The following is a 21,996-nucleotide window of genomic DNA, read 5'->3' as shown; positions in this document are numbered from 1 at the left end:
CAAAAAAAATTAAAAGATGGAAAATTTCAATTTTAAACAAAACAGACTACTTGAAAAGACGAAATATTTTAGCTCATTTAGATTTAAGATGTTGCCATTGGCAAACGAAATTAATTCTGTAATCATAATCGTATTTCTATTGATATGTGGGGCTAATAATCTTAATGCGCAAAGCTTTGGTCAAAGTAATCTTGATTTCAATGGTAATGGTGCAGTTAGTCAAGGTACATCCTTAATGTATGGTCCAGATGGCAGATTATATGTGTTGAATTTAAATGGTACTATAGATATTTTTACTGTTCAAAAAAACGGGACTAATGATTATGTAGTGACAGCCTCTGAGAAGTTATTAGATGTTAAAAATATACCTAATCATAATGACGACGGAAGCTTTAATAGTGGAGATAATAGGGAAGCTACAGGTTTGGCAGTTGCAGGAACAGCTCTAAATCCAATAATCTATGTTACATCGAGTGATTCACGTGTGGGTGGACCCAGTGGAGACCTTAATCTTGATACAAATTCAGGTGTAATTACAAGATTTACTTGGACAGGAGAATCGTGGGACGTTGTTGATATTGTAAGAGGTTTACCTAGGTCAGAAGAAAACCATGCAACCAATGGATTAGAGTTTATAACAATTGGTGGGGTAGATTTTCTGATAGTAGCTCAAGGAGGGCATACCAATGCCGGATCGCCTTCCGATAATTTTGCTTGGACAACTGAATATGCATTATCTGCTTCAATACTTTCAATAAATTTAGACTTAATAGAAAGTTTAGGGATTAAGAATGATGGTAGAAACTATGTTTATGATATACCTACTTTAGACGACCCAACTCGTGATAATATTAACGGAATTGAAAATCCGGATGCTTTTGGTTATGATGGAATAGATGTTAATGACCCCTGGGGCGGTAACGATGGCTTAAACCAAGGTAAAATTGTATTAGGAGGACCTGTGCAAATATTTTCTCCCGGTTATAGAAATGCCTATGATTTAGTTATCACTAATTCTGGTGCCGTCTATGTTACAGATAATGGAGCCAATGGTGGCTGGGGAGGATTTCCCAATAATGAAGGAACAGCTAATGTTACCAATGAATATAATTCAAGCGAGCCAGGTAGTAGTTCATCTATTGGAGGAGAACAAGTTGATAATAAAGATCATTTAACCTTGATTACTAACAACATTCAAGGCTATTCTCATGGGACATTTTATGGAGGTCATCCTGCGCCAATTCGTGCTAATCCTTTATCAGCGGGACTTTATACTAATCCTTCGGTAAATAATACTAATAATGCAGTTTATAGAACTTTAATATATGATCCTACTGGTTCTAAGGGTGTTGGATATACCGCTGATAAAGATTTGGCATTACCAGTTGATTGGCCACCAGTTCCTTTGAGTTTGGCAGATGCTGACCAAGGTGATTGGAGGGGACCTACCGTATCAAATCCTGATGGACCAAATGATGCAATAGTTGCTATCTGGGACAATAATACTAATGGTATAGATGAATATACTTCTACAATATTCACCGGTTCAGAAAGTATGGAGGGAGACCTTATTGCGGGTGAAAATAATGGAGGCATTTTAAAAAGAGTTAAATTAAATCCGGATGGAAGTTTAAACGATTTAACAGATCCATTTGCTTCGGGTCTTGGAGGTAATGCATTAGGTATTACCTGTAATTCAGATAACGACCCATTTCCAGGAACGATTTGGATAGCCACATTTAATGGCACTATTAAAATTTTAGAGCCACAACCAACGGTAGTTTGTTATGATCCAACAGACCCTTTATACTCTAGTGCAGGAGATACAGACCAAGATGGTTACACAAATCAAGATGAGGTTCAGAATAATGTCGATTATTGTAACGGTGGTTCCCAGCCTAGTGATTTCGATAAATCTGCAGGAGGTGTATTAGTTTCGAATTTAAATGATAATGATGATGACAATGACGGAATTTTAGATGCAAACGATCCATTTCAAATGGGTGACCCTTTAGATGCTGGTAGCGACGGATTCGATTTACCAGTATTAAACGATTTATTTTCTGACAACCTAGAGTTGGGAGGTTATTTAGGACTTGGGTTTACCGGGCTTATGAATAATGGAGCTGCTAATCCTAATTGGATCAATTGGTTAGATATTAAGGATGCAGGTCCAAACCCTAATGATATTTTAGGAGGAGCTGTAGGGGCAATGACTATGCAAATGACTTCTGGTTCAGCACTTGGGTTTTCTAACAATCAAGAAAAGGCATTTCAATATGGTGTCAATGTGGATCAATCATCTGGTTTATTTACGGTATCAAGTAGAATATTTGGCTTTATGAATCCTACACAGATTTATGGTAATCTTTCGCCCGCTAATAGCGAATTGGGAATTTTCATTGGTGATGGTACACAAAGTAATTATATAAAAGTAGTATTAACCAAGAATGGAATTTTAGCGCTACAAGAAATTAACGATGTACCTCAAACTCCTTTAAATGTGACCTTTACCACACCAAATAGACCTTCAAATAACGTAGTCTTTTCATTTAATATTGATGCGATTACGGCAGATGTTGAGATATTATATAGTATTGATGGTAATACATCTATTTCATTAGGAACTATTGCAGCTTTAGGTTCAATTAAAACAGCCATACAAGAATCTTCAGAAATTTTGGCGGTCGGATTTATTGGCACGTCAAATGAAGTAGGTAAAGAGGTTGAAGGTACTTGGGATTTCCTAAATGTTACAGGTAGTAAACCAATAGTGTCTCAAACTTTAGCCGATTTAGATAAGCTAATTGATTCTCCAAATCTAGAGATTGATTTAACTCAATATTTTGATGATGATCAAGGTATAGGGAACTTAAATTTTACAGTTGAAAATAGTTCTAATAATGCTATCGGAAATAATATTTCAGGAAATTTATTGATCTTAAGTTTTCCTGATTCAGAAGCAAGTTCCACTATAACGATTAGGGCAACAGATTCTGATTTGTTATTCGTAGAGCAAATGTTTACGGTAAATGTAACCGAACAACCAGCGGTCTTATTTAGGGTAAATGCAGGTGGTACAACTTTAGTTGCTACAGATTTACCTAATCCTGATTGGATAGGTAATGATGTTGTAGGGGCCTCTGGAGGTGCTAATTTCAGTGTTAATTCAGGAAATATTTCTACATATACTGGTACTACTTTGCATTCTTCCGTTCCTGACTACGCACCTCAAGCGATATTTGATGGAGAAAGATGGGACCCAACAGGTCTGCCAGAAATGGAATGGGCTTTTAATACTGGTGATGGAACTTTTACTGTAAATCTTTATATGGCTAATGGTTATGCGGGAACTGGGTCTCCTGGTCAGCGTGTTTTTGATGTTAATATGGAAGGAGCTTTGGTCATAAATGACAAAGATTTATCTGCTCAATATGGGAATAAGATTGGTGCAATGGAAAGTTACCAAGTTACTGTGAATGATGGTGTTTTAAATCTAGAGTTTATACGCCAGACCGAAAATCCATTGATTAACGCTATAGAAATTTTAGGTGCCGGTAGCATTGTAAATTCACCTATAATGATTGATCCGATTGTAAATCAATTCAACAATCCTGGAGAAACGCCTAATCTGAATGTAACAGCAAGTGGTGGTGATCCCAATGAGAACTTTACATTTTCAGTAACAGGTCTACCTCCTGGGTTAAGTATAGAGCCTACACAAGGCGCAATTCTAGGAACGATTTCTTCTTACGAAACCGATGCTGGTCAATATGATGTTACAGTTACTGTTAGTAAGCCATCTTCTACACCTTCTAATTTAAATTTTGCCTGGACTGTCAACAATCCAAGTACACCCAATACGGTATTGTATCGTATTAATGCAGGAGGTAATATAGTTACCTCTAATGATTCGTCACCATTAAATTGGACAGAGGATCAAGCTATGACAGGTGCAAATGGAAATGCTGAAAATGGAACACCTTCTTCATATGTAAATACTGCTAATGACGATAAAACCTATGGAGTTGCATTACCAGGAAGCTTCCAGAATAATACAGGTTACCCTGATAGCTTATTTTCTACAGAAAGATATAATACGTTGGCTGTTCCAGAAAATTTGCAATGGGATATTCCGTTATCCCAAGGTACTTATACAGTTAATTTATTATTTGCAGAGATATATACAGGGGCGAATACAATAGGTGCTAGAGTCTTTGATGTGGCAATTGAAGGACAGATAGTTTTAGATGATTTTGATCAAACAGCTACATTTGGTTTTGCTACAGCGGGAGTAGAAAGTTTTACCATAGAGGTCAATGATGGTAATTTAGATATTGATTTTATACAAGGAATTGAGAACCCAAATATTAAAGGAATTGAAATTATTTCTAGTGATGGTAGTATAAATAGTAATTGGACTAATGTCACCAATCTAACGGAACATACACCAAGGCATGAAAATTCGTTTGTTCAACTAGGTGATAAATTTTACTTATTTGGTGGTCGTGAAAGTGCGGATAAAATGGATATTTATGACTATAACACAAATACATGGTCACAGGCAGCATCTACGGCACCATTTGAGTTTAATCATTTTCAAGCAGTTGCATATGAAGGATTAATTTGGGTGATTGGGTCTTTTAAAGATAATGGCTATCCAAATGAAACCCCTGCAGATAATATATTTATGTATGATCCTATTTCTGATACATGGATCCAAGGTCCCGAGATTCCGAATAGCCGAAAGAGAGGCTCGGCAGGGTTGGTTATGTATAATAATAAATTCTATGTAATTGCAGGTAACACTATTGGTCATAATGGAGGTTATATTCCTTGGTTCGATGAGTTTGACCCAGCTACTGGTCAATGGACTGCTTTAACGGATGCACCTCGCTCAAGAGATCATTTTCACGCGACTGTTGTAGATGATAAACTAATTGTCTTAGGTGGGAGATTAACTGGTGGTGAGGGAGGAACCTTTGCACCAGTTATTTCTGAAGTAGATGTTTACAATTTTACAACTGGCAGTTGGTCGACTTTACCATCTTCTTCTAATTTACCTACTCCACGTGCTGCATCTGCGACTGTCAATTTTAATGGAAAAGTAGTTGTGATTGGAGGAGAAGGAAATGGACAGGCGTATGTTAATACTGATGAATTGGATGTAAATACTAATATATGGTCATCTTTAAGCGATCTTAATTATCCACGTCATGGAACCCAAGGTATTGTTTCTGGAGATGGTATATGGATATCTTCTGGGTCTCCTAATCAAGGTGGGGGGAATCAAAATAATATGGAGGTTTACGGGGTAGATAATCCAACGGGAACATCTGTACTACCAAGCATTTTAACAGTACCATCTTCACTGGCATTACAAGAAGAAGGAACTGAGGATTTATCCATTGAAGTATCTGGTGGAAATCAAGGTGTTTATATTCAATCAATGACATTGACAGGTTCAAATACGGCTAATTTTAATGTAGTTGGGCCAAGTAGTTTTTTAATAGAGGCAGGATCAACTGAAATTATTCAAATTGAGCATACTGGCACCCAATCTGGAGATGCCGCTACTTTGGTTTTGACATACGGAAATAACAATACTTCAGCAATTAGTATCTCAAGCGGAGAGGGTAACCCAACCTCTGGGTTACCTCCAGTAGTTACTAATCCTGGAGCTCAAATGAATGTAGATGGTGATACTGTTAATTTGCAAATTGTTGCTAATGATGAAAATACAGATTCTTGTGGTTCATTAAGCTACTCAGCTACAAATTTACCGCCGAATTTAACGATTAATTCTGCTACGGGTTTAATTTCAGGGTCCATTGTAGGTGGATCTGGTAGTGGTACGGCCGGTGCTTTTATAGAAAATAATGGAATAGTCATTCTAGAAGCAGAAACCGATTTTGTCGATACTTCTGGGGGATGGAATATTGAGACTGAATCTGGGAATACCTATATGGTAGCAAGTACGGATCATTTTGGGAATCTTAATGGACAAAGTATAAATTATAATGTAGAAATAACCACTCCTGGAGTCTATCGCTTTCATATGAAATCTAAAATTTCCGGACCATCCTCTACAGATCAAAATGATACATGGTTCAAAATAGAAAATACTTCAGATGTTCATTTCTTTACAGTTCAGGGAGGAACACTATCTAGTACTCAACAATTTTTAAATGAATTGAATGATACTCAAAGTACATCTAAAACTCTTTATTGGCCTAAAGGTAATGGTGAAGGTAGACCAGATCATGGTGATGAGAATCCGGGCAATAATGGTTTTTTTAAAGTATATACCAATACTGTCTCTAACTCTTGGACAGCAAAAACTATAGATAACAATGGGTGGCCTATATATGCTTATTTTCAAAATCCAGGTACATACGAACTAATTATGAGTGAGCGTTCAGAGGGGCACATGATTGACCGTCTCGCATTAACATTAATAGACGGTAGTGCCGGAACGGGAGTTAACAATTCTATATTAAATGGCTCACCTTCGGAACAGAATATTGGTGCTACTCTTGGAGCCTCTGAAAGTAGTCCCTACAATGTTTCAATAACAGTAAATGATGCTTGTGAACCTTCTTCAAATACGGTAGTAGCTTTTAATTGGAATGTTACGGCACAACCCGTTGGAAATCCTGAAGCTATTGTTCAAGTAACTCCAGGGGATGAATTAGGAGCATCAACCTATGGTGATAACTCTTTTATTGTTAATAATACCGGTGACGACGATATTTTAAATGTTACTATTAATACAGCTTCTAGTTTTATGATGGATGTTGTATTTGATCCTGTGGGTACTGCAGGAGATAGTGTTGCAAAATGCTTATCTTCCGGAAGTTCAGGAAACACCCCAAATACCGTTGGTTTAACGGTACCTGGAAATGGCGGTTCTGATAGTGCTGATTGTATAAGTGTATTTGAACAACCTCATAATGGTGTTAATAATGCTGAAGGGTTTGATGTTCTAACTTTGAATTTTACGGATTTTAATCCTGGGGAATCATTTGCCTTTGGTGTTGATATTGATCCTACAACCATTAAAGGCGATTTATCATCGGGTGATGCTGGTTCAATTTCTGGATTTGAATTGATAGGGGCTACAGTTAATGTAGAATTTGCAAGTGGGGTGATTTATACTACCAGTTTGTTTGATGAAGGTTCTATTGGAGGGTCAGATGCAATAATTAATAGTGAAAGTAATAGTTTGGTAGCACCATCAATACTTGTTGAAGGGTCATCAAATTCGAGATTGGTAGCACAGGAAAATCAGGTGGTGCAAATCATAGGAGAGCCTAACGCAATGGTTAGTTTAATTCGTGTTGAAGGAAGATTACATATTGATGCGGGGAATCCTTCCATTGGTTATGATATTGATCCATTTGAGGCTAATGAAGCCATGGTCAAAGAGTTATATAAAGCTCAGCTTGATGCTTCTGGGATTGCAAATATTCCTGTGTTATTAACTGAAACAATAGGTGCTGTCGGAACACCTAATGGGGGAATTAATCATTTTATAGCTGTGGTTACTGGTGATAATGATATAAACAGTGTAGCTTCTAATTCTATAGTTCTAGATTATGACCCATCTGCTGCGCAATCTGATTTAACGGTTTCATATACCTTACAAGGTCGTACAGATTATTCAATTGACTTATCTGTCGGTATTTATGAAATAGGTTCTACAATTCCATTATTAGAATTTACACCAACAGGTACTATTAATGGAGAAGCTCAATTAACGGGGATTCCATTAGGTACTTATGAAGTAGCCATTAAGTCAGGGATGCATTTACAAAAAGTTTCGATTCTAGAGTTAGTTGCTGGTGAGAACAATTTGAATATTGGTGAACTTAGGGTAGGGGATGCTAATAATGACAATTCGGTAGGTTTAGAAGATTATTCTTTCTTGGTTACAACGTTTAATTTAAATACAGGTAACGGTAATTATAATCCTCAAGCAGATTTTAATGGAGACGGATCTGTCAGCTTGGAAGATTTTTCGCTTTTAGTAACTAATTTTAATGTTGAAGGGGAAATGCCAAGTGGGCTTTAAGTTTTAATCTAAATTAGCTATATAAAAAAAAGGAGACCAACTAGGTCTCCTTTTTTTATATAACTTGATAAATCTTATTCCTGCATAGAGTGATATACATTCTGTACGTCATCATCTTCTTCTAGTTTTTCTAGAAGCTTTTCAACATCGGCAGTTTCTTCTTCGTTAAGTGCCTTTGTTACTTGTGGTATACGTTCAAAGCCTGATGATAAAATTTCAATTTCACGGTTCTCCAATTCTTTTTGAAGTGCACCAAAACTTTCAAAGGGTCCGTATATTAGAATTCCATCGTCATCAACGAAAACTTCTTCTGCACCAAAATCAATTAATTCTAATTCTATTTCTTCAGGGTCTAAACCTTCAGCTGGAATACGGAAGTTACAAGTATGATCGAACATGAATTCAACTGAACCCGAAGTACCTAAATTACCGTTGCATTTATTGAAGTAACTTCTAACGTTAGCAACCGTTCTTGTATTATTGTCAGTAGCGGTTTCTACTAGAACAGCTATACCATGAGGAGCATATCCTTCAAAAAGAACTTCTTTGTAATCACCAAGACTTTTATCACTCGCTCTTTTTATAGCGCGTTCCACATTGTCTTTCGGCATGTTGACCGACTTGGCATTTTGTATAACCGCTCTTAATCGCGAATTTGAATCAGGATCTGGTCCTCCTTCTTTTACGGCCATCACAATATCTTTGCCAATACGAGTAAAGGCTTTGGACATTGCTGACCATCTTTTCATTTTACGTGCTTTTCTAAACTCAAAAGCTCTTCCCATGGTAAATTATTTTAAACAAATGTACAAAAACGGTCAATGTTCAGAAATCATTAAATAAATTTCATGAATACCATTTTTAACTATTAGTATTGGTTATTAAAATTCACTTTCTATAATATCTTCTATAGTTCTAGCTAGAACAAAATCTTTTTCGGTAACACCATTGGCATCATGAGTGTTTAAACGAATATTCAAGGTGTTGTACACATTGCTCCAATCTGGGTGGTGATCTTGAGCTTCGCACTCAAATGCAATTCTTGTCATTACAGAAAAGGCTTCTTTGAAATTTTTAAATTCAAATGTGGTTTCTATGGCACCATCCACATATTCCCATCCGTCTAATTGACCCAAATAATCCGCTATTTGCTGGTCAGTAAATTTTTCCATTTCTTTCATAATTGCTGCTAATTTAAAACATGATGGTCAATAATATCTTGAAAAGTAAACTGTAAATTTTTAGGTAATGTATTGGTCTTTGGTAAAACTGCCAAATATCTATCTTCATTGGTAGTATATACCCTTTTGATTATTGGGTTGAAATTGCCAACACGTTCTAATATTTCTTTAATAAAATCTTCGTGATGTGTTAAGTCATTACTTCCTAAATGATAAATACCTGTTTTGTTTCTATTTATAAGATAATGAATTTGCTGGGTTAGCTTATCATCATTAGAGACATTTAATATCAAATTAGGAAAGACCTCCACAGGTTCGTTAGCTATAATCGCTTTTTTCATATCCTTTACTCTTGGAGAGCTGTTACCAAAAACCATAGGAACTCTTAAAATAGCCATTTTATCTTTTGGTAACCTAAGCAGCATATTTTCAATCTTAATTTTCAGTCTGCCATACACACTTTCAGATAAAGTCTTGTCCATTTCATAGGATGGATATTTACTATAGGCATCAAAAACATTCGCAGAGGATATAAAGTAAATTTTGCAGTCTTCTTTTAAAACATACTCGGCTAAATGGCTGTGTGCAATAACAAGGGCTGCAAAATTACCTCTTAATGCGGAAACTATAACCTGTGGTTTCAGTTCTTCTAATATTTCAACAATATCATCTTCCTCTAAATTATAATGTATAAATTGTTTGTTAGATGAAAAAGAATTTGCGGCATGACAATAGGTGCCATAGGTGTCGAAATAATTACAAAGCTCTTTGTAAATTGCATTACCTATGAATCCGCTTCCGCCAAGAATCAGTATTTTTTTAGAGTCTAATTTCAAAAAATAGAAAGTTCAGTTTCTGTGGTTAATTTTTCTAGGGCAAGCATTCCTAATTTAGAATTTCCTTTAGGATTGAGACCGGGAGACCATGTAGCTACACAGAATTTATTTGGTAGTAATGCTACAATACCGCCACCAACACCACTCTTGCCGGGTAAGCCAACTTCAAAAGCAAATTCACCTGCTTCATCATAGAATCCGCATGTTAGCATTATGGCATTAATTCGTTTTACTTGAGATAATGTTAAATATGTTTTGTTTCTTCTACATTTACCATGATTCATGAAAACGTAGAATATATGTGTTAGCTGTGCACAATTCATGGCAAGTGAACATTGATGAAAATAGAAGTCTAGTACAACATCTACCTCATTATTTAAATTACCATAAGATTTTAATAAGTTGGCAGCTGCAAAATTTCGAAATCCTGTTTTCTTTTCGGAAAGTGCTACGGTTTCATCATAATCTATTGTGTTATCACCTGCAATATTCCTAACGTAGTTTAGAAAATCTTCTTTCGGATTCTTCAATTGTGAAACCAGGATATCTGCAATGACTATAGCGCCAGGGTTTATTAAGGGATTTCTTGGAATTCCGTTTTCTAATTCTAATAGCGATAAATGGTTAAATGGATCACCAGACGGTTCAACATCAACACGTTTCCAAACGTTTTCACCAATAAGGCTTAATGCCATAGATAATGTAAGAACTTTAGAAATACTTTGAATTGAAAACAGTTCGTTTGAATTTCCTGCAGAAAAGTCGTTCTGCAGACTGTCAATGAGGTGTATACCAAAATTGTTTACATCTACTTTTGCTAACTCTGGAATGTAATCAGCAATTTCTCCCCTTTCCTTCTCATTGGATGCAGCTTCATTTATAGCGGTAAGAATACGTTGAAAATCTATCATTTACTTTTTGTAAAATGGTAATTTAACTATAGTTGCAGATACAGCTTTCTTTCTTATTTGAATATTGATTTTACTACCTACTTCCGTAAATATCGGTGGAACATACCCTAGTCCGATTCCGGTACCCATAGAAGGCGACATCGTACCAGATGTTACTACGCCAATAGTTTTTCCGCTACCATCAACTATATCATAACCATGTCTTGGTATGCCACGTTCATCTAATTCAAAAGCTACTAATTTGCGTTCTGGACCGTGTTGCTTTTCTTTTGCCAAAGCCTCAGAGTTTACAAACTCTTTGGTGAATTTGGTTACCCATCCTAATCCGGCTTCAAAAGGAGATGTATTATCATCAATATCATTCCCGTAAAGGCAGTATCCCATTTCTAGACGAAGTGTGTCTCTAGCTGCCAGTCCTATTGGTTTAATTCCAAAATTTGCTCCGGCTTCAAAAACCTTGTCCCATATTTGTTTAATCTCTTCATTTTTACAATAAATTTCAAATCCACCAGATCCAGTATATCCAGTTGCAGAAATAATCACATTGTCTATTCCTGCAAAATCGGCAACTTCAAAATGATAAAATTTTATATCGGCTAAATTAACAGAAGTCAAAGATTGCATCGCTTCAACAGCCTTAGGACCTTGAATAGCTAAAAGCGAATATCCTTCAGAGATATCTCGCATATCTGCTTTTAAATCTGTATTATAAGATGAAATATGATTCCAGTCTTTTTCAATATTTGAAGCGTTCACCACTAGCAAATATTGTTCTTCTTTAATTTTATAAATGATAAGGTCATCTACTATACCACCAGTTTCATTAGGTAGACAACTATACTGAGCTCTACCAATGGTCAATTTAGATGCATCGTTAGAAGAAACTTTCTGAATCAAGGCTAAAGCATTTGGTCCAGAAATTAAAAACTCGCCCATATGCGATACATCAAAAACCCCAACATCATTACGAACAGTTTCATGTTCGGCATTTACACCTTCGTATGAAACGGGCATGTTGTAACCGGCAAATGGTACCATTTTGGCACCAAGTGATTCGTGTGTTGTGGTAAGCGCAGTATTTTTCATCTTATTCTATTTATTAGCGATACAAATTTATCGAAAATAAATAGAAGCAAATGTGGCTAAACCTTGATTTGGGAAAATATTGTAACCTTTAATTAGGGTCTACGATTTTAATAGAAAATCTTTGAGTCCTTCATAGGTTGAAATCTTAATTGATTTTTTCGTTTTACCCATTACTTTTTCAATTTGTGTTGGGATTTCCAATTTCTCATTTAAGGTTTCCTCAACAATATCTAAAAATTTAACTGGGTGTGCAGTTTCTAGGAAAATACCATAAGTGTCAGGGTGTGTTTCTTGATATTTCTTTAGACCCAAGTAACCTACAGCACCATGAGGATCGGCAATGTATCCGTTGATATTATAAATTTCCTTTAAGGCTTCTTTTGTTTGATTGTCATCAAAAGGATAGGAAGAAAGGTTCTCTTTTAATGCTTCAAAATTATCCTGAAACAAATGCCTGATTCTTATAAAATTACTAGGGTCGCCTACATCCATAGCATTGGAAATTGTAGCTGTGGATGGTTTAGGAGTGTACTCTTTTGTTAGCATAAACTGAGGTACGGTATCGTTAACATTCGTAGAGGCTACAAAATGTTTTACAGGCATTCCTAGACGTTGAGCTACTAATCCTGCGCAAATATTACCAAAGTTACCTGAAGGAACAGAAAACACAATTTCCTTACCTTTTGATTTCGCTTGCTTGTAAGCAAAAAGGAAATAGAATAATTGTGGCAACCAACGGGCAACATTAATAGAATTCGCAGAAGTCAGCTTCATATTGTCCAGAAGTTCTTTATCTAAAAAAGCATTCTTAACCATAGCTTGGCAATCATCAAAAGTACCATCAACTTCTAAAGCAGTAATATTTTTATCCAAAGTTGTTAGTTGTCTTTCCTGAATATCGCTCACTTTTCCGCTAGGGTAGAGTATAACTACGTTCACACCTGCTACTCCTAAAAATCCATTAGCTACTGCGCCACCAGTGTCACCAGAAGTAGCTACAAGTACGGTAACCTCATTTTTTGTAGACCTGGAAAAGTAACCTAAACATTGCGCCATAAAACGAGCACCAACATCTTTAAATGCCATCGTAGGACCGTGGAATAGTTCTAGTGTGGCAATATTCGGTGTAATTTCAACTACCGGAAAATCAAAGTCCAATACTTCTTTTAAAATATCTTTTAATACATCGTCAGGCACTATTCCTTCTACAAATTGTTGTATTGCCTTAAATGCGATTTCTTCGTTAGAGAAGCTTTCTATGTTCTCGAAAAAAGAACTTGGTAGCGGATTTATTTTTTCAGGATAGTACAAACCTTTATCAGGAGCAATACCATTAATTACGGCGGTATCAAAAGAAACCTGGGGCGCTGAATTATTTAAACTATAGAATTTCAAGCTGAATATTTTTAATTGTTATGATTGTAGTGATGTCCAACTTATAATAGTTTAACACCTTCCATATTAATTTTTGATACGTGTATTTCGTAAGCAATACCGATTTTATCGTAAACGGTTTTCATTGCATCACCAACTTTTATAGCTGTTTCGTTTCCTTTGCTAAATGCAAAAATTGATGGTCCAGACCCAGAGATGCCAGAGCCTAAAGCACCGGCTTCTAAAGAAACTTTTTTAACTTCATCAAAACCAGGAATTAAGATAGAACGGATGGGTTCTACAATATGGTCTTCTAAAGAACGACCAATTAAGTCGTAATCTTCTTTGAATAATCCTGCAACCAAGCCACCTACATTACCCCATTGTTTAATTCCGGTTTCCATAGAAATAGTAGTTTTTAAAATCTTTCTAGAATCTGAAGTTTTTATTTCTATTTGCGGATGGATTATGGTTACATATAATTCCGATGGTGCGGGAATGTCTATAACGTCTAGCGGACTATAGCTACGTACAAGTGTAAAACCACCGAATAGGGCAGGGGCTACATTATCTGCATGAGCAACATCACTTGCCAAACGTTCGCCTTCCATGGCAAATTTCACCAGTTCGGTCTTACTGAATGGATTTCCCAATAAATGGTTCATTGCCCATACGGCACCTGCAGAACTAGCGGCACTACTGCCAATACCACTGCCTGGTTTTATTTTTTTATCTATTTCAATTTCAAATCCCCCATCATAATCAGAAGCCAATAAAAAAGCGTTTCCGGCTACACCAGCTACGTTGTTTAAAGTTTCTTTTGGTAGATCTTGCCCGGTAAGTTTGGTAATATAAATACCTTTTTCAGATACCTTTCTAACGATCATGTCATCACCAACCGAGTCTAGGGCAACACCTAGAACATCAAATCCGCACGAAACATTTGCAACCGTTGCTGGGCAAAAAACTTTTATTTCATTCTGGTTCATAATGAATATATTATCTATGAAATTTAGAAATTACCAATTCGTATGATATCCGCAAATATACCTGAAGCCGTTACAGCTGCACCAGCACCAGCACCTTTAATGATCATTGGCTGGTCTGGGTATCTTTCAGTATAGAATAAAACAATATTATCGCTACCCTCTAGGTTGTAAAAATCGTGTCCCCTAGGTATTTCCTGTAAACCAACACTAGCCTTGCCATTATCAAACTGAGCAACATATTTCAATTTGCTATCTGCAATTTTTGCGCTAGTAAATAGAGATTGAAAATGAGCTTCGTTTTGTATTAAAGAAGCAAAGAACTCATCATTATTAGCTGTGTTTAAACTTTCTTCAGGTAAGAATGGATTGTTGGTAATGTCGCTGATTTCTAATTGATTTCCACTCTCACGAGCTAAAATTAATATTTTACGCATTACGTCAACTCCACTTAAATCAATTTTTGGATCAGGCTCCGTATACCCCTCTTCCTGAGCTTGTTTTACCACATCATGAAAGGTAGTTTTGTCATTGAAGTTATTGAAAACAAAGTTCAAGCTACCGGATAACACAGCCTGAATTTTCAATATTTTATCTCCTGATGCAATTAGATGTTTTAACGTATCAATAATTGGTAAACCGGCGCCAACATTAGTTTCGAATAAAAAGGGCGCATTATAAGTTCTTGCCAATGATTTAAGATTTGAATAGTTCTCGTAGGCAGAAGAACATGCAATTTTATTACAAGTAACTACTGATATGCTATTACCTAAATATTCGCTATATGTTTTAGAAACCTCTTCACTTGCTGTGTTATCAACGAAGATGCTATTTCTATAATTTAAACTATTTACTAATTCTAAAAACTTGACCTTATCGGCTTTTTCACCTTCGGCAAGTTTTGCTGACCAATCATTTAAGTCTATTCCTTTTTCATCAAAAAGCATAGTTCTGGAATTAGACATACCAATTACTCGAATATTCAATTTTAAATTCTCTTTCAAGAATTTACGTTGCTCTTTAATTTGCTCTAAAAATTTAGCCCCAACATTACCAACACCCATTACAAATAGGTTTAATTGCTTAATGTTTTCTTCAAAAAACTCTTCGTGCAATGCATTTAGTGCTTTTTTTACATCCTTTTCATCTATTATACACGAAATGTTTCTTTCAGATGCACCCTGCGCAATGACTCTAATATTTACATTGTTTTTACCAAGAGTGCTGAACATTTTACCGCTCAATCCTTGATGGCTTTTCATGTTGTCACCAACTAGCGCAACAATGGCTAAATCTTTTTCAGGAATTACTTCTTTTATACGACCTCTTTCAATTTCATATTCAAAGGCTTCATTTACTATGTGTACTGCATTTTCAACATCGTCCGCAGATATGGCTACACAAATGGAATGTTCAGAAGAAGCCTGTGTAATTAATACTACACTAATATCCGCTTGTGAAAGTACTTCGAAAAAACGTTTAGAAATCCCTGGTATGCCTACCATTCCTGGTCCTTCTAAGGATAGCAAAGCAATATTGCCAATATGACTTATTCCACGAACGGTCTTTCCTTTTTCGTTTTTAGATTTTGTAATTAATGTTCCTGCCTCATCAGGGCTAAAGGTGTTCTTAATAACAATGGATATGCCTTTAGATAACACGGGCTGTATTGTTGGTGGGTAAAGCACTTTAGCGCCAAAATGAGAAAGTTCCATGGCTTCCTCATAAGAAATATGTGGTATAGCTTTGGCTTGTTTCACCATTTTAGGGTTGGCAGTGTACATTCCACTTACGTCTGTCCAGATTTCTAGAACATCCGCATCAATGGCGGCGGCATAAATTGCAGCGGTATAGTCAGATCCACCTCTGCCTAGTGTAGTAGAAATTCCTTCTTCAGAAGTAGCTATAAATCCAGGGCAAACAGTTATTTTTTTATTTGAAACTTTAAAATAATCTACGCAGTTAGCATTGGTTTTTGCGAAATTAACCACATTTTTACCGTTAAGCTTATGCGTTATTATAAGTTCTCTACTATCTTTAAACTCAGCATCCAGTTTTTCACTTATTAGATATTCGCTAATAATATATGAAGATAGAAGTTCGCCGTAGCTAACTATTTTGTCAGATAATTTCGGAGTTATTTCTCCGATAAAAAAAGCACCTTCTAAAAGAGTTTCCAATACATTGAACTCGCTTTTTACTTTGCTAAGTACCTTGCTTTGTGCTGTAACCGGCATAAGTTCTTTAATGGTAGAAAGATGTCTTTCTTCTAATGTGCTTAGAATCTTTTTATAGGATTCATCTTGGACAGAAGCTAAGGATCCAGCCTCTAGTAAAAGATCCGTTACACCACCTAATGCAGAAACAACCAGAATTATAGGGTCGTTGTACTTAGAGATGATATTTTTAATTTTAATTATATTTTCAGGTTTGGCTACAGATGAACCACCAAATTTTAGAACTTTCATGATATGAAATATTGACTTTGTAATTTAAGATATGGTGTAATTAAACACGGGTACGGAGATATATAGTATTTAACCCCAAGGGGTGAAACAAGCCGTAGTAGTACCATAAGTAATAGTAGCTGAAGTGAAATCGAATGTTATGTCTGTTTTATAGCAGTCCATAAATACTAATGGTTGAAAATCAAAAGTAGTACATTTGATAACTTAAACAAATCATTCCACAATTTTTTACGGAATAGTTATTTTTTAGATATAAATACAATAAAGAATGAAATTATATAGCGCAAAACAGATTTATAAAGCAGATCAGATTTCTATTAAAAAAGAGGAGATAGAAAGTAATGAGTTAATGGAACGTGCTGCTTTACAACTCTTCAATTGGATGCATTTACGTATGCAAGGAGCACCCGTTAAAATACATTTATTCTGTGGAATTGGCAATAATGGGGGTGATGGTATTGCCCTTGCTAGGCATCTAGTAGACCATGGTTATAATGTAGAAGTATACGTTATAAATTACAGTGAAAAGCGATCAAAAGATTTTCTGATAAATTTAGATAGATTGAAAGATCGTAAGGTATGGCCTCATTTTATGAATTGTGATGATGAGCTACCAGAAATTGGCAGGGAGGATATTATTGTGGACGGAATTTTTGGAATTGGATTAAATAGAACACCAGACGCTTGGGTAACAAAAGTAATTCAGTATTTAAATAATTCTCAAGCTTTCATTCTTTCTATTGATATTCCGTCAGGATTATTTACAGATAAAGGTCCCGAAGATTTTGAATCTATAATAAAGTCAAATTATGTATTAAGTTTTCAAACTCCAAAATTGGTGTTTTTTTTACCGGAAACAGGTAGGTATATTGAACAATGGGAGGTTTTGGATATAGGTTTGGACCCAGAATATCTAAGAGTTACGGAAACCGATTATGAATTAATAGGTAAAAATGAAGTTCTAACTTTATATAAACCTAGAGAGAAATATGGTCATAAAGGTACTTACGGGCATTCATTACTAATTGGTGGTAGTTATGGTAAAATGGGTTCTATATGTCTTTCATCTAAAGCGGCATTGTATTCAGGTAGCGGTCTTGTAACGTCATATGTTCCAAAAATAGGATATAACATTTTACAGACCTCATTGCCAGAAATTATGGTTTTAACGGATACGGATGAAAATGAACTCACGGATATTAAGTTTGATTTAGAGCCGTCAGTTATAGGAGTAGGTGTTGGTATTGGGACAAGTGAACCTACAGTGAAAGCCTTATCTAATTTTTTAAAAGGTAATAAGGTTTCATTAGTAATAGATGCGGATGCGCTAAATATACTTTCTCAGAATAAAGAGTTATTAAAAGATTTACCTGAAGATGCTATATTAACTCCGCATCCAAAAGAGCTAGAACGATTAATTGGAAAATGGAAAGACGACTTTGAAAAATTAACCAAGGTCAAAAAGTTTTCAAAAAAATATAAGTGTATTATAGTTATTAAAGGTGCACATACTATTATAGTTCAGAATGACAAAGGTTATGTAAATACAACCGGAAACCCCGGTATGGCTACTGCAGGAAGTGGCGATGTCTTAACTGGTGTGATTACAGGTCTAAGAGCTCAGGGTTATCCTGCTTTAGATGCTGCAATATTTGGAGTCTACTTGCATGGTAGAGCCGGTGATATTGCTGTAGAATCTACAGGTTTTCAATCGTTAACAGCTTCTCATCTTATTGATAATATTGCTGGTGCATATTTGGATTTGTTTAAACTACCTGAACAACCTGTAGTGGAGGAAGAAAATCAACAAAGTTGATTCTCTTTAAGAATTAACTCTTCTTTTAACCCATTTTAATGCATTGTCAAATTCAATGAAAAACTTCATTGGTTTTTTGTAAAACAGTTTTTCAATCTTAAAGTTATGCATGTCTATTTCTTTTACAGAAACTATTGCAAAAGCTTTAAGGTTGTCTAATTGCTTAAGATAGTTATATATAGTAGGGTCTATGGCAAAAGAGTTTTTACGTAAACTTATGAAGCCAAAGTTTCTGTCTCTAAAATGAATTTCAGATATACCGATTATCTGATATGCTCTTTCTAAAGTTAGTGTAGCTCCCTCGTCAAAGATGGATACCATATAATTATCATAAACTTGAATTTTTCCGGTTTCTAATTCGTACTCCCGCACAATTACCTTTTTCTTGGTAGATCCTAACTTCATTCTTCTTGTATTATATAGTGTGTCTGAAGCGAAAGTAAAAGGAACTGCATTTTCTAGGTAAATTTTTAGTTTAAACGCGAAAATATCGTTCATACTGCGTATGCCTACCAATCAGTGTATTTGTATTCTTACAATTGAAATTGAATTGTACGAAAAAGGAGCCCTACAGAGGGCTCCTTTTTTATATGATAGTAAAGTAAGAATACCTATGTTTTAGGTGATTCTTCCTCTGCTTTTTCAATTTTTATAGTCAATTCTTCACTTTTCTTGTCAAGATCGATATAAATACTATCTCCTTCTTTAAGTTTAGAATTCACTATTTCTTCCGCAAGTGCATCTTCAATATATTTTTGAATTGCTCTTTTTAGCGGTCTAGCTCCATACTGTTTGTCAAAGCCTTTCTCTGCAATATAATCCTTAGCTTCATCAGTAAGATTCAAGTGGTAACCAATATCCTTGATTCTCTTGAATAACTTCGCTAATTCAATATCAATAATCTTATGAATGTCTTCTCTTTCAAGAGCGTTGAAAACAATTACATCATCAATTCTATTTAAGAATTCAGGAGCGAAAGCTTTTTTCAAGGCATTCTCAATAACACCTTTTTGATGCGCATCTTCTTGTGACTTTTTGGCAGAAGTACCGAAACCAACACCTTGTCCAAAGTCCTTTAATTGTCTAGCGCCAATATTAGAAGTCATTATAATAATGGTATTTCTAAAATCGATTTTACGACCAAGACTATCTGTTAAGAAACCATCATCCAATACTTGTAACAACATATTGAATACATCTGGATGTGCTTTTTCAACTTCATCTAAAAGAATAACAGAGTAAGGTTTTCTTCTAACTTTCTCGGTTAATTGACCACCTTCCTCATAACCAACATATCCTGGAGGTGCACCAACTAATCTAGAGATGGCGAATTTCTCCATATACTCACTCATGTCTATACGAATAAGTGCGTCTTCAGAATCAAAAAGTTCTTTAGCCAAAACTTTTGCCAATTGTGTTTTACCAACACCTGTTTGACCTAAAAAGATAAACGAACCAATTGGCTTGTTTGGATCTTTAAGTCCGGCTCTATTACGTTGTATAGCTTTAGAAACCTTGGCAACTGCATCATCTTGACCAATTACGTTAGATTTAATAAGTTCAGGTAAACCTGCCAACTTATTACTTTCTGTCTGTGCAATTCTATTAACAGGAATTCCACTCATCATAGAAACAACATCTGCAACATTGTCTTCACTAACGGTCTCTTTGTTAAGCTTACTGTCATCTTCCCAGCGCTCTTGAGCAATAGCAAGTTCCTTTTCTAGACTTTTTTCGTCATCACGAAGCTTCGCAGCTTCTTCATATTTCTGCTTTTTAACAACACTGTTCTTAAGCTCACGTACATCTTCTAATTTCTTTTCCAATTCAAGAATTTGTTTTGGAACATCCATATTTACAATGTGTACACGAGAACCAGCTTCATCTAAAGCATCAATAGCTTTGTCCGGTAAAAAACGATCCGTCATGTATCTATTAGTCAACTTAACACAAGCTTCAATAGCTTCATCAGTGTAAGTTACATTATGGTGATCTTCGTATTTACCTTTTATGTTATGAAGAATTTCAATTGTCTCATCAACAGAAGTTGGTTCAACAATAACTTTTTGAAAACGTCTTTCTAGAGCACCGTCCTTTTCAATATACTGTCTGTATTCATCTAGTGTAGTGGCACCAATACATTGAATTTCACCTCTAGCTAATGCTGGTTTAAACATATTGGAAGCATCTAAACTTCCGGTAGCTCCACCTGCACCTACAATAGTATGAATTTCATCAATGAATAAAATAACGTCGTCATTCTTTTCCAATTCGTTCATTACTGCTTTCATTCGCTCTTCAAACTGTCCACGGTATTTTGTACCGGCAACTAAAGAAGCAAGATCAAGTGTAACAACTCTTTTGTTATAAAGAATTCTAGAAACTTTTTTATCTATAATTCTTAAGGCAAGACCTTCTGCAATGGCACTTTTACCAACGCCGGGCTCACCTATAAGTAATGGGTTGTTCTTTTTTCTTCTACTAAGAATTTGAGAAACCCTTTCTATTTCTTTTTCTCTACCAACAACTGGGTCCAATTTATTTTCCTCAGCCATTTGGGTAAGGTCTCTACCAAAATTATCTAACACCGGAGTTTTGGATTTCTTGGTACCTTTTTGACTAGAAGAAGCACCGAAAGTACTTTCTTTACCTTCGTTCGTATCTTCAGAATCACTAGGGAAAGATTCGGCCGTTGGGCCGTCTACCATATCGTCATCGCTTGTAATCATAAATTTAAACTGTTCCTTAACTCCGTCATAATCCACCTTTAGTTTATGTAAAAGCTTCGTAGTAGGGTCATTTTCATTTCTAAGAATACAAAGTAAAAGGTGCGCTGTATTTATAGAAGAACTTTGAAAAAGTTTAGCTTCTAAAAATGTGGTTTTCAATGCACGCTCTGCCTGCCTTGTTAAGTGTAAATTCTTTTTATCTTTTTGTACGCCACTGGCGTTAGGGTTAGAAGGACTAAGTATTTCTACTTTTCTACGTAGGTGTTCCAGATCAACTTCCAAAGCATCTAAAATGCTTATAGCCTTCCCGTTTCCATCTCTAAGAAGCCCTAGCATGAGGTGCTCGGTACCGATAAAATCGTGACCAAGTCGCAATGCTTCCTCCTTGCTATAAGCAATTACATCCTTAACTCTTGGGGAAAAATTATCATCCATATACTATATTATCTACTATAAAATTACTAAATATGATTCAATCAATGGCAAATACCGTACCTATAATCGTTAAAGTTATTGTAAAACCCATTAAATGCGG

12 protein-coding genes are annotated in these 21,996 nt (G+C 35.5%); 2 read left to right on the top strand and 10 right to left on the bottom strand.

The genetic code is table 11. The features are described from left to right. Window positions 1-16 precede the first annotated feature (16 nt). Complete coding sequence (locus UH1x_RS02610; RefSeq protein WP_482624882.1) at window positions 17-8,074, top strand: malectin domain-containing carbohydrate-binding protein; 8,058 nt, start codon at window positions 17-19, stop codon at window positions 8,072-8,074. Between the two features lie 74 nt (window positions 8,075-8,148). Here the strand turns inward: UH1x_RS02610 and UH1x_RS02605 are convergent, their stop codons facing one another. The 8 genes from UH1x_RS02605 to thrA all read right to left on the bottom strand — a co-directional run bounded on the left by UH1x_RS02605 (window position 8,149) and on the right by thrA (window position 16,916). Then, a complete protein-coding gene (locus UH1x_RS02605) occupies window positions 8,149-8,859 on the bottom strand; it encodes a YebC/PmpR family DNA-binding transcriptional regulator (protein ID WP_396633866.1) in 711 nt (236 codons plus the stop codon). 96 nt (window positions 8,860-8,955) lie between these two features. Further along, window positions 8,956-9,246, bottom strand: coding sequence for a 4a-hydroxytetrahydrobiopterin dehydratase (locus tag UH1x_RS02600; protein WP_036158489.1), 291 nt, complete (start codon window positions 9,244-9,246; stop codon window positions 8,956-8,958). 17 nt (window positions 9,247-9,263) lie between these two features. After that, window positions 9,264-10,091 (bottom strand): sugar nucleotide-binding protein, encoded by an 828-nt coding sequence (locus UH1x_RS02595; RefSeq protein ID WP_482624881.1) that lies wholly within the window; start codon window positions 10,089-10,091, stop codon window positions 9,264-9,266. Further along, complete coding sequence (locus UH1x_RS02590; protein WP_482624879.1) at window positions 10,088-11,002, bottom strand: glutaminase; 915 nt, start codon at window positions 11,000-11,002, stop codon at window positions 10,088-10,090. Before UH1x_RS02590 ends, UH1x_RS02595 begins: the two co-directional genes overlap by 4 nt. After that, window positions 11,003-12,088: a glycine cleavage system aminomethyltransferase GcvT gene (gene gcvT, locus UH1x_RS02585; RefSeq protein WP_482624877.1), complete on the bottom strand. Its 1,086-nt coding sequence runs from the start codon at window positions 12,086-12,088 to the stop codon at window positions 11,003-11,005. Window positions 12,089-12,187: 99 nt separating this feature from the next. Continuing rightward, window positions 12,188-13,483: a threonine synthase gene (thrC, locus tag UH1x_RS02580; RefSeq protein WP_482624876.1), complete on the bottom strand. Its 1,296-nt coding sequence runs from the start codon at window positions 13,481-13,483 to the stop codon at window positions 12,188-12,190. A gap of 41 nt (window positions 13,484-13,524) precedes the next feature. After that, window positions 13,525-14,451, bottom strand: a complete 927-nt coding sequence (locus tag UH1x_RS02575) for a homoserine kinase (RefSeq protein ID WP_482624874.1) — start codon at window positions 14,449-14,451, stop codon at window positions 13,525-13,527. 23 nt (window positions 14,452-14,474) lie between these two features. Next, a complete protein-coding gene (gene thrA / locus UH1x_RS02570) occupies window positions 14,475-16,916 on the bottom strand; it encodes a bifunctional aspartate kinase/homoserine dehydrogenase I (protein WP_482624873.1) in 2,442 nt (813 codons plus the stop codon). Between the two features lie 268 nt (window positions 16,917-17,184). On the opposite strand from thrA, the gene UH1x_RS02565 reads away from it, so the two are divergent. Beyond that, window positions 17,185-18,732 (top strand): NAD(P)H-hydrate dehydratase, encoded by a 1,548-nt coding sequence (locus UH1x_RS02565; RefSeq protein ID WP_482624872.1) that lies wholly within the window; start codon window positions 17,185-17,187, stop codon window positions 18,730-18,732. Between the two features lie 6 nt (window positions 18,733-18,738). On the opposite strand, the gene UH1x_RS02560 is transcribed toward UH1x_RS02565, so the two are convergent. Continuing rightward, entirely contained in the window at window positions 18,739-19,137 is a 399-nt protein-coding gene (locus UH1x_RS02560) for a hypothetical protein (RefSeq protein WP_036155664.1), read from the bottom strand. 206 nt (window positions 19,138-19,343) lie between these two features. After that, window positions 19,344-21,896 (bottom strand): ATP-dependent Clp protease ATP-binding subunit, encoded by a 2,553-nt coding sequence (locus UH1x_RS02555; RefSeq protein WP_482624870.1) that lies wholly within the window; start codon window positions 21,894-21,896, stop codon window positions 19,344-19,346. Window positions 21,897-21,996 lie beyond the last annotated feature (100 nt).

This window comes from Maribacter sp. UH1 (genome assembly GCF_056839145.1).
The sequence above is the reverse complement of the archived record's forward strand: the minus strand, read 5'-3'. Positions and strand labels throughout refer to the sequence as shown.